This is a genomic window from Nocardia sp. NPDC059154 (assembly GCF_042755705.1).
Taxonomy (GTDB): domain Bacteria; phylum Actinomycetota; class Actinomycetes; order Mycobacteriales; family Mycobacteriaceae; genus Nocardia.
In genome coordinates this window covers 59747-73880 of record NZ_JBHZCS010000049.1, presented here as the reverse complement: position 1 = coordinate 73880, position 14134 = coordinate 59747, and the positions used below count along the sequence as shown (strand labels likewise).

13 protein-coding genes are annotated in these 14134 nt (G+C 69.8%); 5 read left to right on the top strand and 8 right to left on the bottom strand.

What is annotated here, in order from left to right; genetic code table 11:
- The first annotated feature begins 350 nt into the window (after nucleotides 1-350).
- A complete protein-coding gene (locus ACFXN1_RS34255) occupies nucleotides 351-1268 on the top strand; it encodes a LysR family transcriptional regulator (RefSeq protein WP_379435954.1) in 918 nt (305 codons plus the stop codon).
- A 28-nt stretch (nucleotides 1269-1296) separates the two neighbouring features.
- Nucleotides 1297-1941, top strand: a complete 645-nt coding sequence (locus tag ACFXN1_RS34250; RefSeq protein ID WP_379435955.1) for a class I SAM-dependent methyltransferase — start codon at nucleotides 1297-1299, stop codon at nucleotides 1939-1941.
- Here the strand turns inward: ACFXN1_RS34250 and ACFXN1_RS34245 are convergent.
- A complete protein-coding gene (locus ACFXN1_RS34245) occupies nucleotides 1916-2815 on the bottom strand; it encodes an NmrA family NAD(P)-binding protein (protein WP_379435956.1) in 900 nt (299 codons plus the stop codon). The two genes, ACFXN1_RS34250 and ACFXN1_RS34245, sit on opposite strands and share 26 nt — an antisense overlap.
- Before the next feature lie 87 nt (nucleotides 2816-2902).
- On the opposite strand from ACFXN1_RS34245, the gene ACFXN1_RS34240 reads away from it, so the two are divergent.
- The gene (locus tag ACFXN1_RS34240) at nucleotides 2903-3319 is read left to right on the top strand and encodes a winged helix-turn-helix transcriptional regulator (RefSeq protein WP_379435957.1); all 417 of its coding nucleotides are present in this window, start codon (nucleotides 2903-2905) and stop codon (nucleotides 3317-3319) included.
- A 39-nt stretch (nucleotides 3320-3358) separates the two neighbouring features.
- Here the strand turns inward: ACFXN1_RS34240 and ACFXN1_RS34235 are convergent, their stop codons facing one another.
- From ACFXN1_RS34235 to ACFXN1_RS34225, 3 genes are all read right to left on the bottom strand, one after another.
- Entirely contained in the window at nucleotides 3359-4912 is a 1554-nt protein-coding gene (locus tag ACFXN1_RS34235) for a phytoene desaturase family protein (protein WP_379435958.1), read from the bottom strand.
- A 36-nt stretch (nucleotides 4913-4948) separates the two neighbouring features.
- A complete protein-coding gene (locus tag ACFXN1_RS34230) occupies nucleotides 4949-6484 on the bottom strand; it encodes an FAD-binding protein (RefSeq protein WP_379435959.1) in 1536 nt (511 codons plus the stop codon).
- Nucleotides 6485-6573: 89 nt separating this feature from the next.
- On the bottom strand, nucleotides 6574-7476 hold the full coding sequence (locus tag ACFXN1_RS34225; RefSeq protein ID WP_379435961.1) for an NADP-dependent oxidoreductase: 903 nt from the start codon (nucleotides 7474-7476) through the stop codon (nucleotides 6574-6576).
- Nucleotides 7477-7542: 66 nt separating this feature from the next.
- Here ACFXN1_RS34225 and ACFXN1_RS34220 point away from each other — a divergent pair, with 66 nt between their 5' ends.
- On the top strand, nucleotides 7543-7965 hold the full coding sequence (locus ACFXN1_RS34220; RefSeq protein ID WP_364609308.1) for a helix-turn-helix domain-containing protein: 423 nt from the start codon (nucleotides 7543-7545) through the stop codon (nucleotides 7963-7965).
- A 12-nt stretch (nucleotides 7966-7977) separates the two neighbouring features.
- Here the strand turns inward: ACFXN1_RS34220 and ACFXN1_RS34215 are convergent, their stop codons facing one another.
- The 4 genes from ACFXN1_RS34215 to ACFXN1_RS34200 all read right to left on the bottom strand — a co-directional run bounded on the left by ACFXN1_RS34215 (nucleotide 7978) and on the right by ACFXN1_RS34200 (nucleotide 13036).
- Complete coding sequence (locus ACFXN1_RS34215; RefSeq protein ID WP_379400695.1) at nucleotides 7978-8616, bottom strand: class I SAM-dependent DNA methyltransferase; 639 nt, start codon at nucleotides 8614-8616, stop codon at nucleotides 7978-7980.
- A gap of 9 nt (nucleotides 8617-8625) precedes the next feature.
- Complete coding sequence (locus ACFXN1_RS34210; protein WP_379435963.1) at nucleotides 8626-10569, bottom strand: DUF6301 family protein; 1944 nt, start codon at nucleotides 10567-10569, stop codon at nucleotides 8626-8628.
- A gap of 135 nt (nucleotides 10570-10704) precedes the next feature.
- Nucleotides 10705-12636: a CocE/NonD family hydrolase gene (locus ACFXN1_RS34205; protein ID WP_379435964.1), complete on the bottom strand. Its 1932-nt coding sequence runs from the start codon at nucleotides 12634-12636 to the stop codon at nucleotides 10705-10707.
- 31 nt (nucleotides 12637-12667) lie between these two features.
- Nucleotides 12668-13036, bottom strand: a complete 369-nt coding sequence (locus ACFXN1_RS34200; protein WP_379400692.1) for a MerR family transcriptional regulator — start codon at nucleotides 13034-13036, stop codon at nucleotides 12668-12670.
- Between the two features lie 84 nt (nucleotides 13037-13120).
- Between ACFXN1_RS34200 and ACFXN1_RS34195 the strand changes: the two genes are divergently transcribed.
- Nucleotides 13121-13906 carry an amidohydrolase family protein gene (locus ACFXN1_RS34195; RefSeq protein ID WP_379435966.1) on the top strand — a complete coding sequence of 262 codons (786 nt, stop codon included), beginning with the start codon at nucleotides 13121-13123 and terminating at the stop codon, nucleotides 13904-13906.
- Nucleotides 13907-14134 lie beyond the last annotated feature (228 nt).

The window sequence follows — 14134 nt, the reverse complement described above, 5'->3', positions numbered from 1 at the left end:
CCCCTTGGTGCCGTCCACGACTGGCCCACCCTGGTGGAGCCAGCGATCCATGGATCCGGCGGCCTTGCGGGTGGCCCCGTAGAGGCTGCGCGACAGGGCGCCCCGGCCATGCATCGTGCGCCGGTGCCGTGGATGGTGCCGCGACAGACTCGTGGGTCTCGCCTCCATAGATGAGCAACTTTGTAGCAATCAAAACTTAGCGCGCGGCGGGCCCGGATCCGCCGGACGCGAGCCATATCACTCCCATGCATCCCCGCTCTGAAGCGGAACTGCCGATAGCATCCCGCCCGAATCCCGGCTTCCGGCCCATGGGGTATGCCTACCGGTTGCCCTCTTCCTAACCTGGTGGCATGGATATCGATACGCGACTGCTGCGTTACTTCCTGGCAGTCGCGGACGCGGAGAACCTGCCGCGGGCGGCGCAGCGACTACATGTCGCGCAGCCCGCGCTGGCGACCCAGATCAAACAGCTGGAACAGCAGCTGGGTGTGGAGCTGTTCATTCGTTCCCGCGCGGGCTGGACCCTCACCGCGGCCGGCAAGGTGCTCGCCGAGCAGGTGCCGGCGCTACTGGCGTCCTGGGATCGGATCCTGCGCGACACCAAGAGCGATGCCAGCCGCGCCTCCCGGGTGCTGCGGCTGGGCTGCGTGAACAGTGCTGCCGACGGCCACATTCCGGAGATCATCCGGGTCTTCCACCGGCTGCACCCGGACTGGCAGGTCGATCTGCACCAGGGCGGCTGGACCGACCCGACCGCCGGGCTGGACGAGGGCGACGTCGATGTCGCCCTGCTGCGCCTGCCCTTTCCGGGCCAGGACGAATACCACCTGCGGGAGCTGTTCGCCGAACCGCGCTGGATCGCGCTGCCCGAGGACCATCCGCTGGCCCAGCGCGACGACATTGCCTTCCGCGAGCTGTGGGACGAGCCGTATGTCGCCTCGCCCGCGGAAACCGGCTGGTGGCGCGACTATTGGATGGGCCTGGACGCACGGCCCGCGGACACCGCCATCATCGGGGCCATCGCCCGCAATACCGAGGAATGGCTGCGCGCCATCGCCAATGGCTTCGGTGTGAGCTTCACCCCCGCCTCCAGCGCCCGCACCGAGTACCCGGGCGTGGTGTTCCGGCCCGTGCACGGCATCGGCCCCACCCGGGTGGCGGTGGTGTGGCCGGACGCCTCCGAGACCGATCCGGTCATGCGGTATTTCATCCGCTGCTGCTCCGACATCATGGGCCAGCACGGCGCGGACGGCCGTCGCACCTCCTAGCCGCCGCCGGTCGGACATGATTGGGGGCATGAGCGACCAGCACGAGCACTGGCAGCGCACCTACCGCACGCATCCGGAGATGTACGGCGACGAGCCGTCGGAGGCCGCCGTGTACGCGGCGCGCCTGTTCCGCGAGCGCGGGGCCCGCGACGTGCTGGAACTGGGCGCGGGCCACGGCCGGGACGCACTCCACCTGGCGCGCCAGGGTTTTCGGGTGACCGCCACCGATTTCAGTGCCGTCGCGCTGGCGCAATTACGGGAGCGGGCGGACGCCGAAGGTGCGGGCGAGCGGGTCCGCACCCTGGAACACGATGTCCGCCAGCCGATTCCGCTGCCCTATCGCAGCGTGGACGCGGTGTACGCGCACATGCTGCTGTGCATGGACCTCAGCACCCAGGAGATCCGTGACCTGGTCGCCGAGATCCGCCGCGTCCTCAAACCCGGTGGCGCGTTCGTCTACACCGTCCGCAATACCGACGACGCCCACTTCGGCCGCGGTAAATCCCTCGGCGACGACATCTACGAGCACGGCGGCTTCGCCGTGCACTTCTTCTCCGCGGAACTCGTCGAAACCCTCGCCGCCGGATGGGAGCTGCGCGACCGGCATTCCTTCGAGGAGGGCGAGCTGCCGCGTCGCCTGTGGCTCGTCACCCAGCTGCTCCCGGCCCGCTGACCGCGGCCGCGATCTCGGCGCGGATCGGGCGCGGCGCGCCGGACAGCAGGGCGGGCAGATCGCTGTGGGTGGCGTGCAGGAAGCCCGCCTTCAGGTTGGAGAACAGCGACACCGTGTGCCCGATCCGATACGGTTCGAGACCCCCGCCGAGCAGGCTGTCGCGCAGCTCGGTGAGCGGCACGTCCCGGTATTCGACCGGGCGGCCGAGGGATTCGCTCAGCAGCCCGGCGATCTCCGCGCCGCTGACCGAGGCCACACCCTCGAGCTCGTAGGTGCGACCGGCGTGCGCGGTGGACGCTCCGGCGCGCAGGCCGCGCTCGACCTCGGCGGCCACCCGCACCGCGACCTCGGCCAGATCCTCCCGCGACACCCCGGAGATGCGGCCGGTGCCGAACGGTGCGGCGAAAACCCCGGTGGCGGCGGCGGATTCGGCCGCCCCGGCCGCCAGGCCCACCGGTACCTCGCTGTAGAACCCGTTGCGCAGCACGGTGACGTCGAAAGGCGCTGCGGCCAGCTGCTTCTCGGTCCACAGGTGCGGGACGGCGATGGTGGTGTGCCCGGCCGACGCCGAGAGGCTGGTGTAGATGACGTGCCGCACCCCGGCGGCCGTCGCGGCGGCCACCAGCGCGCCGTGGCGGGCCGTCACCACATCGTCCTCGGCGTATCCGGCGGAGATGAACACCAGCGTGTCCACGCCGTCGAAGCCGGCGGTCAGGGATGCGGGATCGTCGAAATCGATGCGCCGGGCGGGATTGTCACTGTGCTGCGCGGCTCTGGAGCTGGTGCCCGCCACCACCTCCAGATCCGGCCGGGCCCGCAAGCCCGCCAGTACCAGTCCGCCCAGAGCGCCGGAAACGCCGGTCACGAGAATCATTGCGCTACTCCTTGCGTTGCGAAGGTCGTGGACCACGACCTGACCGAGCTTCCGACGACGGTGGCGACCTGGGAAGAAGGCACTTCGGTGTCAGTCACTAACACCGCTGTTACCGACCAGGCCGCAGCCGCTGTTCCCGCCGGGCCGTGTGGCGATGACCACTGCGGCATCCGCGACACCCTGGACCGGATCGGCGACAAATGGACCGTGCAGGTGCTGGTCGAACTGCGCAAGGGCGTGCGCCGGTTCGGCGAGCTGCAGCGCGCGGTGCCCGGTATCTCGCAACGCATGCTGACGCTCACCACGAAAAGGCTGCTGCGCGACGGGTTCCTGGAGCGCACGGCCTACCCGACCATTCCGCCGCAGGTGGAATACCGGCTCACCGAGATGGGTGAGAGCCTGGCCAGGGTCGCCTTCTACCTGGCCGACTGGTCCCGCGCGCACATGGACGCGGTGGCCGCGGCCCGCGCCCGCTGGGACGCGGAGCACGGCGAATTGCACTGAGCGCCGATTCCGGTCGCTCAGCCCCGCATGCGGATTCGCTCAGCCCGCTTCGAGGACGGCCATGGCGGCATTGTGGCCGCCGATGCCGCTGACGCCACCGCCGCGCACCGCGCCCGCGCCGCACAGCAGGACATTGCGGTGCCCGGTCGCGACGCCCCATCGGGCGGCTGGGCTGTCGTCGGCGTCGTCGGCGCGGTAGGGAAAGGACAAGTCCGCGTGGAAGATATGGCCGCCGGGCATGCTGATCTCGCGTTCGAGTTCGACCGGGGTGCGGGCCTCCAGGCACGGGTTGCCCTCGCCGTCCAGGGCGAGACAGTCGCGGATCGGTTCGACGAGCACCGAATCCAGTTGCGCCAGTGTGGCATCCACCAGCCGCTCCTTGGCGCCGTGCGGATCGTCGGCGAAAAGCCGTGCGGGCGTGTGCAGCCCGAACAGGGTGAGGGTGTGGAAGCCGCGCTCGTTCAGCTCCGGCGCGAGGATCGACGGGTCGGTCAGGGTGTGGCAGTAGATCTCCGAGGGCGGGGCCGAGGGCAGCGTGCCCGCGGCCGCCTCCCGGTAGGCGCGCTCGAGCTGATCGGCCGATTCGGCGATGTGGAAGGTGCCGGCGAAGGCGGTATGCGGATCCACCTGCGGGTCACGGAGTTCCGGTAGCCGCCGCAGCAGCATGTTGATCTTCAGTTGCGCGCCCTCGGGTTTCTCGGCCGATTCGCCCAGCAGTCCCGCCAGCACGTAGGGCGCGGCGTTCACCAGCACGTGCCGCGCGCTGGCCACGTGCCCGTGATCACCGTGCAGGTAGTGCACGTCGGCGGTGTCGCCGTAGGGTTCGATGCTGGTGACGGTGCATCCGGTGCTCAGCTCGGCCCCGGCGGTGCGGGCCGCGCCGGCGAGCGCGTCGGTGAGCGCGCCCATGCCGCCGACGGGCACATTCCAGTCTCCGGTGCCGCCGCCGATCACGTGGTAGAGGAAGCAGCGGTTCTGCCGCAGCGCCGGATCGTGGGCGTGGGTGAAGGTGCCGATGAGCGCGTCGGTGAGCACCACGCCGCGCACGGTGTCGTCGGTGAAGGCGGCCTCCACCGATTCGCCCAGGGGCCGTTCGAAAATCGTCTCCCAGGCGGTGGAATCGTCCACCGTGCGCTGCAATTCGGCGCGGGTGGGCAGCGGGTGGGTCAGGGTCGGGAAGACACGCTCGGCCAGCCGCCCGGTCATGGCGTAGAAGCGCTGCCAGGCCTCGTAATCCCGCTCGGATCCGGTGACCTGCGCGAAGCTGGCGCGGGTGGCGGCCTCGGAACCGTTGTCCACCAGTAGCCCGGTGCCACCGATCGGCGTGTACGACGAGATGCGCCGCTTGCGGGTCTCGAAGCTGAGATCCAGGTCCCGCACGATGCGCTCGGGCAGCAGGCTCACCAGATAGGAGTAGCGCGACAGTCGCGCGTCGAAGCCCGGGAACACCCGCTCGGACACGGCCGCGCCACCGGTGTGGGCCTGGCGTTCCAGCACCAGCACCGAACGTCCGGCCCGGGCCAGGTAGGCGGCGGCCACCAGGCCGTTGTGGCCGCCACCCACCACGATCACGTCGTATCCCGCTCGCGTCATGCGCCCATCGCATCACATTATGGGCGCCGGGAGCGGCTAGCGGCCGCTCATGTCGAGGGCCGCCAGGTGGCTGAACAGCACCGACGCGCCGATGGGATTGCCGCCACCGGGGTACACGGTGCCGCTCACGGCCGCCATGGTGTTGCCTGCGGCGTAGAGTCCCGGGATCGGCTCGCCGTCGGTGTTCAGCACGCGGGCGGCGGTGTCGGTGCGCAGCCCGCCCTTGGTGCCCAGATCGGAGATGCCGAAGGCGGCCGCGTGGAACGGGCCCTTCACGATCGGGGTGAGCGGGGGCTCGCCATTGGAGAAGGCGCGGTCGTAGGCCTCGTCGCCGCGGCCGAAGTCCGGATCCACGCCCTGGGCCGCGAATTCGTTGAAGCGGGCCACGGTCGCCACCAGTGCCTCGGCGGGAACGCCGATTTCGGCGGCCAGGCCCTCGAGGGTGTCGGCGGTCTTCCACAGGCCCGCCTCGACATAGCGTTCCGCGTCGACCATCGGCACATTGCTGGCCTTGATTGGCGGCACGATGCCCTCGGTGTCGTCGTAGACCATCCAGAACGGAAGCGTCGCCGAGCCGTCGTTCAGATGCTCGATGATGTCGCGGCCGAGCCGGTCGTAGGGCGCGGACTCGTTGACGAAGCGCGCACCGGCCTGGTTGACGAAGATGCCGCCGGTGAACCACAGCGCGAAGGCCGCGCGCCCGTCCGGGTGCACCAGGCCCGGCGACCACCACGCCTGATCCATCAGGTCGGTGTCGGCGCCCACCGCGATGCCCGCCTCGTGCGCCCTGCCCTGATTTCCCCACGGCCCCATGGTGTCCCGGGCCACGCCCGGCACCCCGTAGCGCTGCCGCAGTTCGTCGTTGCCCTCGAAACCGCCGGCGGCCAGCAGCACGCCTTTGCGGGCCCGGATGGCCACCCGCTCACCGTCGCGCTCGACGATCGCCCCGACCACCGCGCCGTCCTCGGTCACCAGCTCGACCAGCGGGGAGTTCAGGTACAGCTTGGCGTTGGGGTACTTGGACAGCCCCAGCAGGAACCGGCCGACGAGGGCCCGCCCGCCGATCAGGTAGTCGGGCCGCGGGTCGCCGTGGCGGTCGGTGCCGAGCGGCCCGCGCACCGAGTCGCTCAGCTCGCCCAGCTTCGCGGCCCGCAGCGGCGCGGGAATGATGTGCCGCTTGCCGTCCAGCCGCGCCTTGGGCGCCTTGCCGAAATAGTCCGGCCACGGGAACATCTGGAATTCGAAAGCCTCGTCCTGCTCCAGGTATTCGATGACCTTGGCGCCATTGCGGACGTAGGTCTCCTGCAGCTCGGCCGGGGTACGGTCACCGACCACGGACCGGAAGTAGGTGAGCGCGTCCTCGATGGTGTCGTCTACGCCCGCGCGCTGCAGCACCGGATTGCACGGGAACCAGACCCCGCCGCCGCCCGAGAACGAGGTGGTACCGCCGAACTTGTCGGTGGCCTCCACCACCGCCACCGTCAGCCCCTCACGCGCCGCCGTATAGGCCCCGGCCAGGCCGCCGCCCGACCCTGCCACCAGGACATCGACTTCTTCGTTCCAGTCCGTCACCGTTACTCCCTGATCAACGTGGTCTCTCCGCGACGGTATGCGCCGGGAGCGGCCCGTGCATCAAGTATCCCGATGGCCGGAAAGCCGGATCAGTCGTGCCAGGTGGTCAGGACGATCTTGCCGCGCACCCGGCCGGATTCGCTGAGCTTGTGCGCCTCGGCGGCATCGGCCAGGGACATCACCCGATCGATCTCGGCGCGCAGCCGCCCGGCCGCCACCAGGTCCGCGACCGCGCGCAGGTCCGCGCCGGACGGGGTGAACCAGAGGCGGTGATAGCGAGGATCGTCGAGCGGCTCCTCGCCCTGGGCGTCGATCATCCGGCCGTGCGGGGTGAGCACCCGCAGCGAGCGGGCCGCATAGTCGCCGCCGACCAGGTCGAACACGATGTCCACAGCGCTGACGGCGGTGGTGAAATCGGTTGCCGTGTAATCGATCAGCTCGTCGACGCCGAGGCCGCGCAGGAACTCGTGATTGGCCGCGCGGGCGGTGCCGATCACGTACGCACCGCGCGCCTTGGCGATCTGCACCGACAGATGCCCCACGCCGCCCGCCGCCGCGTGCACCAGAACCCGTTGTCCCGGTTGGACATCGGTGAGCGCCTGCCACGCGGTGAGCACCGCCGTCGGCAGCGCGGCGGCATGGATGTGGTCGAGCCCGGCGGGCCGGTGCGCGAGGAACTGCGCCGGGGCCACCGCATATTCGGCGTACGCGCCGGAACGGCTGAGCACATTCCCGAAAACCTCGTCACCGGGCCGGAATTCGGTGACCTCCGCGCCGACCGCGGTGACGACACCCGACAGGTCGAAGCCCAGCGTGAACGGCGGCGGACCCAGTTTGGTGACCGCGCCCGAGCGGAGTTTCCAATCGGCGGCATTGATCGAGGTGGCGGCCACCCGCACCTGCACCTCGCCGGTGCCGGGTCGCGGAACATCGACCTCCACCGTCTCCAGAACGTCCGGTCCACCGAGGGTGCGCTGACTGATCGCTTTCATGATCTCGATCCTGCGCCGGATAGTATCTCGTAGGAAGAAGGCACTCTTTTGATCCCGAGGTACCTCATGGATACCGTCTCCGACTGGGAGCCATCCGGAAATCTGGTCGACAGCTACCTGCGGCGCTGCCCCGCCCGCGACATCCTCGCGGTGCTGGCCGACAAGTGGGTGCTGCTGGTGCTGGGCACCCTGCGCAACGAGGGCGGGCCGATCCGATTCAACGAACTGCGCCGCCGCCTCGACGGCATCACCCAGAAGGTGCTCACCCGCACCCTGCGGGACCTGGAACGCGACGGGCTGGTCCGGCGCACGGTGTATCCGACCGTGCCGCCCCGGGTGGAGTACGCGCTCACCGACATGGGCGCCGACCTGGGCCGGATCACCCACGCCATGGGACAGTGGGCGCTGCAGCACGCCGAGGAAATCACCACCGCCCGAACCGAATTCGACGAGCGGGCGGCACGGGAACCGGAACCGATCCGGCCCTGACCGCCGGCGCTCTCAGACCCTGACCGCCAGCACGGTGGCGTGCGGGGTGTACTCGTCCGGGCGGGCCTCCCGCGACAGCGTGGCGGTGGCCCGGAAACCATGGGCGGCCAGCGCTTCCGCGAAGGTGCCCGGCGCCCACCGGTAGGCGGGGGCGACCTTGTGCGCGTAATCCCGCACGCCCGTGGGCTCGTCGGCGGCCTGGAAGCCGAACACGGCGTGCCCGCCGGGGCGCACCACCCGCGCGAACTCGGTCAGCACCGCCGGAACCCTTTGCGGCGGAATGTGAATGATCGAGTACCAGGCCACCAGCCCGGCCAGGGCGGCGTCGCCATACCGGAGCTGCTCCATGGGACCGACCTCGAACGGAATGTCCGGGTACTCCTCCCGGGCCAGGCGGATCATCTCCGGCGACAGATCGACCCCGGACATCTCCAGACCCGCCGCCGCCAGATACGAGGTGACCCGGCCCGGCCCGCAGCCGATATCGGCAACCGGACCATTCCCGTTCTCCCGCACCGCTTCCGCGAAGGCGTCCAGCATCGATCGATCGAAGATATTGGTGTGCAGCTGCCGGTGGAAGAGCTTGGCGTACAGCTCCGCCACCTCGTCGTAGGCGGCCCGGGTGACGCGCATGTCCTCGCTGTCGATCATGCCTCGACTCTAGGCGTCCGGCGCGGCCGCCTGCGCGCCGATCGCGCCCGTCGACGGTGCGCGCACCGCCTGATACTCGCCGTTCAGCAGCACGCGCAACCGGGCCTGCGGCGGCATCAGGGTGCGCAGCGGCAGCACCGCCAGCCGGGCCAGCCGGCGCAGGTCCCGCGGCAGGGCGGGCAGCGGAAGATCGATGTGCCACAGCGGATATCGGTGATCCGGATGCTGCCAGCCGTCGCGCAGCATGAATTTCAGGACGCGCGGGGACAATTCGCGGGCGGTCGCGCTGGCCAGTTCCAGCCGCAACAGCTCCTGGTCCTGGTCGTGGTCGAGATTGATCCGGGCGCGATGCGGTTCCCCGGCGTCCACGGTGAGCTGGCCGGACTCGGTGAGATCGGCGATGAGGGCGGCCAATTCCTCATAGCACTGCGCCCATTCGCGGTCGTGGGCGCGGAAGGCGGCGCGCTGCTGCTCGATGATGAGGCGGCGGTCGCGTTCGCCCGGCCGCACCAGGTACAGCTCCACCGTGTCCGGCTCGGTGACCAGGCCCACCGTGAGCCGGTCGCCGGGCCAGGCCGGTCCGTGCGCCTGCCCCAGTACCGCATGGCGCGGCACACCGAACTCGGTGCGGAAACCGTCCAGGGCGCGGGCCTGGGCGGCGGTGCGCTGCTCGCGCACCTCACCGGGCAGGCCCTCGTCGTAGAGGAACGATTCGATGCTGTCGCTGAGGGTGACGCAGACCGCCTCCAGCCGGTCACCGTCGAAGCAGAAGCGGGCGCGCGGATCGTCCACGCGTAATTCGGTGTCCGCCCACACCGTGCGCTCGCCGGTATCGCTGTCGTGCACCGGTTTCCAGCCCACCGCGGCTGCGAAGCCGTCCAGATCGGCGCGCGTCCAGGTCCAGTCGAAGTCCCGCGCCGCGCGCGCGATCTCGACACCGGCGGGCACGTCCACCCGCAGCGGCCCGGCATCGAAGTCGGAGACGGCGTGGCGGCGCAGGAATTCGGCGCGCTGGCTGCGGGAGGTGGGATGCGGGGGGATGCCCAGCGGCGTCACGTCCAGATCCGCGCCGCCCTCCACCCAGGCGTCGGCCACCAGCTCAGTGGGCGCGGTGACACCGACCGTGCGCAGCGTATCGGCGGTGCGCAGCGCCAGCCCGCTCATGGCCACGGCGCCCGCGCGCCGGGACAGGGTGCGCGTCCAGTTGGCCTCGCGCGGCGGCGTCCAGCCCAGGTCGATCAGCCGCTGCTCCGTCTCCGGGCCGTAATACCAGGTGGGGTCGATGAATTCGGTGCGGGCCAGCTCGCCGGTCAGCTGCTCCGGCCCGGCGTCGAACTGCACGAAGCGGCTGCCGGGCGCGGTGATCAGCAGGCGCGCGTCCACCGGCAGCGTCTCCACGAAGCCCGCCAGGTTCTCGGCGAAGCGGGTCCAGGCGCCCGCGGCGGCGCGGCGACGGGCCGTCTCGTGCCGGCGTTCCATCCAGTACCGCTGCGCGGTCGGGTTCACCAGCAGCAGATCGACGGTGTCCACACCGATGGTGAGGCCCGCGAACATGGTCGGGAAACGCCAGGCCGGGCCCTCGGCCGGCCCCGCGGCCGGGCTCTCCGGATCGCCCCAGTGCTCGGTGAACACGGCCGTCGTGCGGGCCAGTGCCGCGTCCAGGAGTTCCCGGCTGCCGAACTCCGCGGGGGGCGGGCAGTCGGAGATGGTCACGCGCACATGGTCGAGGCCGCGGTCGCTGCCCCAGAACATGGCCGAGTCCCACCACACCGACAGCCCGGTCCGGGAGAAGACCGGGCCGGTACGCAGTGTTCCCACCGGCTGCGGACTACTCCATCCGACCAGCCGGGCGAATTCGGAGACATTGCCGGAGCCCCAGCGCCAGCCGAACCCCGCTGCCGCTCTCACGATCTCGACCGCACCCGCGGTATCGACACGCACCTCGAAAGCCACCCAGCGACACTAACCCGGCCCGGCCGTGCCGGGGGCCTTCGCGATCGCGATTAGTCTGTAGGCGGCCGGTGCTTCCCGCACGGGGCGGACAATCCACGGGAAGCCCGGCCACGGTCATGATCGGGGGCGAATATGTCAGTGCGCCATCGGGAAACGTGAACTTCCCGAGTCGCCCGCCGGAATGATCGGCAACACCAGCGCCGACGGGTGATCCTTGTCGTGATACACAGTCTGGGTCGCGACCTGCGTATTCATGTTCTGCCCGAACGGTTCACCGGTATTCGGATTCGGTGCGAACTGCGGAAAATCGCTGCTCGACACCTCCACCCGGATCGCGGATCCGGCCTTGATCAGATAGCTGGTCGGCCACACATCGATCGTGAACCGATACGGCTGACCCGGCACGATCGGCGACGGATGATCGAGCGAATCGCGGAACGCGGTGCGCACGATCCCGTTGTTGAGATTCACCGTCGAGCCGTCCGGGGCCACCGCCACCAGCTTCGCGGTGAAATCGGTATCGGTCGCGGTCGAGGACGCCCACAGCGTCACGCGAATCGGCCCGGTGAGTTCGGTGTCGGAGGGCATCGGCGCGGTCGTGTACGTCAGCACATCCGAACGCTGCTCCACCATGAACTGATCCACGGGACCCTGCGGTCCCGTCGACGCGCCACAGCACGAGTGCCCGCCCGCGCTGGGCACCGGATTGAGCGGGTCGTAGTCGTAGCGATCCGGCTGCTGCGCGTCCTGCGGGGCATCGGTGGTGAGCAGCCCGGCCCGGCCCTGAATTCCATTGCCGCCATTGCCGGACAGGTAATAGGTGGTCCAGCGGGTATCCGGCAGCGGCCAGGCCGAGGCCGACTTCCACCTGTTCGCACCCATCAGGAAGTAGTCGACCACCGGCTTCCCGGACACCTTGTTGTCCTTGCCCTTCAGGAAATGGTCGTACCAGGCCAGCATGAGGTCGTTGATCGGACTGTCGCCCGCCGCACCGCTCGCCGCCAGCATCGGGGTCTCCACCTTGCTGCCCGGACGACCCCAGCCGACGTGATCCCACGGGCCCAGCACCAGGCGCTGCCCCGCCCGGGCCTCCGGCGTGCCGCCACCGGCGACCATGCCGGAGAAATTCTGCACCCCGCCCGCGAGAAAGGCGTCGTACCAACCCTCCACATCCAGCACCGGGACCTTCACGTTCGCGTACCGATCGCGAATGCTCCACTGCTTCCAGTAGTCGTCGCGGGTGGAATGCGAGATCCAGTCGTAGAACCACGGCGCGACCACCGGATCACCCGGGTGCAGCGGCGGAAACTGCTGATACGGGCGGAAACCCAGCCAGCGCGTGTAGTCCGCGCCATCGACCCCCAACTGCTTGGCGGTGGCGGTGTCACCGCGATTGAGGGCCGCGCTCGCGCCGATGGTCTCCATGGCCCACGGCTCCACGAACGCCAGCCGGAACGCACCGCCCTCATAGGTCCAGCCGTCGTAATAGTCCGAGGCGGTATTGGCGGGCACGATGGTCGTCAGATGCGGCGGCGCGCCGACGGCCGCAAGCCATTGCGTCGCACCGACATACGACGAGCCGTACATGCCGACCTTGCCATTCGAACCCGGCAAGGTGGCGGCCCACTCCACCGAGTCGTAGCCGTCATTGGTGTCATTCGCGAACTCGGTGAAGGTGCCGCCCGACTGCCCCTGCCCTCGAATATCCTGCACCACAACGAGATAGCAGTGCGAAGCGAACCAGTCCGGGGTCTGGTATCGGAACGGCTGGACCTGCGCGGACGTCTTCCCGTACTGCGTCCGCATCAGAATCACCGGCACCGGATCCGCCGACTCGGGCCGATACACATCCGCTTTCAGCACCACGCCGTCGCGCATGGTCGCGGGAACATTCTCCTGCTTGTCGACCGCACACGACCCGCGCCCGTCCGACGGCGGCCAGCTCGCCGCCCTCTGCGGCGCCGGCCCGTTCCCCCCGCTCCCGCAGCCCGCGACCACCAGCGCGATCGCCGCGGCCACCGCCCCCACCCGAGCGATACGACCGCGCCCTCTCCCACTACGGCTCATTGATCGACCGTAACCCCGGTCCCACATCCACTCACCGGCAATCGGGCAAAGCAGGCCGATCCCACCGCGCGACCTCCGCGGCCAGCACGGCCCGCGCCCGCGTGATGGCAACCAGCGACCGGTCCAGATCCGCGATCCGATCGGTCAGCCGGCGCTGCGCCCGCTCACACCCGCCCAGCTGTCCATCCGGGGCGAAGCACGGCAGTAGCTCCGCGACCCCCGACAGATCGAGACCCACCTCGAGCAGCGCCCGAATCCGGCGCACCCGTTCGACACTCGACTCCGGGAAATCCCGGTAGCCATTGGACCGCCGCCCGGCCTCCAGCAGGCCGCTGCGGTCGTAGTGCCGCAGTGCGCGGGCGCTCACCCCACTGCGCTGCGACAGCTCGCTGATCAGCATCCATGTCCTCCGGCTTGACCTTGACCCCAGTGTCAACGTTTAGCGTCGAGCCGCTGCCGCCCATTCCCCGCCGGAGGAAACGCCATGGTCACCGATGTCCACGCCCACGTCACCATCGACCCCGCCGCACAGCTGGCGCGCGCGAAGCAGGCCGGCGTGGATCGCACGGTGCTGCTCTCCACCCGGGTCCACCCCGAACGCGCCCGCACGCTCGACGAGGTGCGGGCCGAATTCGCCAGGCTGACAGCCGTTGTCGGCGGTGCGGACGCGGCGGCGGGCGAGGTCCGGGCGGCCATGGACGAGGTGCTGCGCGCACTGGACGCACATCCCGACACCACCCTCGGCTTCGCGAGCCTGCCCTCACTACTGCCCGCCGAGCACCTCGGCGAATGGTTCGAGCCCTACCTGGCCCGGCCCGGCATCGTGGGCATCGGTGAGATCACCCCACCGCCCGGGCAAGCCGCGCGCATCGACCCGGTGCTGGCCGTCAGCGCCGACCACGGCGGGATACCGGTACTGGTCCACGGCTTCGCGCCCAACACCCTCGACGATCTCCGCACCTATGCGGCACTGTCCGCCCGCTATCCGTCGGTTCCCCTGATCGTCGGCGCCCTGGGCGGATTCCACGCCCTGGACCTGGTGGAGCTGGCCGCGGACCGGCCCAACCTGCACATCGATCTGTCGAGCGCATTGCAGGTGTTCGCGGTCGCCGCCGCCGCACAGGAAGTCCCCGATCAGTGCTTGTTCGGCTCGAACACACCCTACGGAGACGTGGTCGCCGCGCGACACACCGTCGAGGCCGCCATCGCAGATCCGGCAGTGCGAACCCTGGTCCTGGAGGACAACTTTCAACGAATTCTCCGAGCCTGACCTGCGGGGTGTACGCCAATCCCCAAGATTGTCGCTAATTTTCAGCAACGAATCCTGCGGAGCGGACGATAGCCACATCGAGCGTGACGACGGGAACTGCCCCCGTCGTCACGCCCGCTTGCGTCCGGTGCGGGGACCGGTTCCGAACAGCTCTGCGGCCACACCTGCCGCTCGCGCGAGTGGATCGGAATCGATGAGATCGATTCGCGGAAGATCGAATTCGGCTGG

Coding starts and splice junctions, on each gene's coding strand:
- ACFXN1_RS34245 (WP_379435956.1), bottom strand. CDS start 2,815: ATGATTCTCGTGACCGGCGTTTCCGGCGCTCTGGGCGGACTGGTACTG.
- ACFXN1_RS34250 (WP_379435955.1), top strand. CDS start 1,297: ATGAGCGACCAGCACGAGCACTGGCAGCGCACCTACCGCACGCATCCG.
- ACFXN1_RS34220 (WP_364609308.1), top strand. CDS start 7,543: ATGGATACCGTCTCCGACTGGGAGCCATCCGGAAATCTGGTCGACAGC.
- ACFXN1_RS34215 (WP_379400695.1), bottom strand. CDS start 8,616: ATGATCGACAGCGAGGACATGCGCGTCACCCGGGCCGCCTACGACGAG.
- ACFXN1_RS34195 (WP_379435966.1), top strand. CDS start 13,121: ATGGTCACCGATGTCCACGCCCACGTCACCATCGACCCCGCCGCACAG.
- ACFXN1_RS34225 (WP_379435961.1), bottom strand. CDS start 7,476: ATGAAAGCGATCAGTCAGCGCACCCTCGGTGGACCGGACGTTCTGGAG.
- ACFXN1_RS34200 (WP_379400692.1), bottom strand. CDS start 13,036: ATGCTGATCAGCGAGCTGTCGCAGCGCAGTGGGGTGAGCGCCCGCGCA.
- ACFXN1_RS34255 (WP_379435954.1), top strand. CDS start 351: ATGGATATCGATACGCGACTGCTGCGTTACTTCCTGGCAGTCGCGGAC.
- ACFXN1_RS34205 (WP_379435964.1), bottom strand. CDS start 12,636: ATGAGCCGTAGTGGGAGAGGGCGCGGTCGTATCGCTCGGGTGGGGGCG.
- ACFXN1_RS34235 (WP_379435958.1), bottom strand. CDS start 4,912: ATGACGCGAGCGGGATACGACGTGATCGTGGTGGGTGGCGGCCACAAC.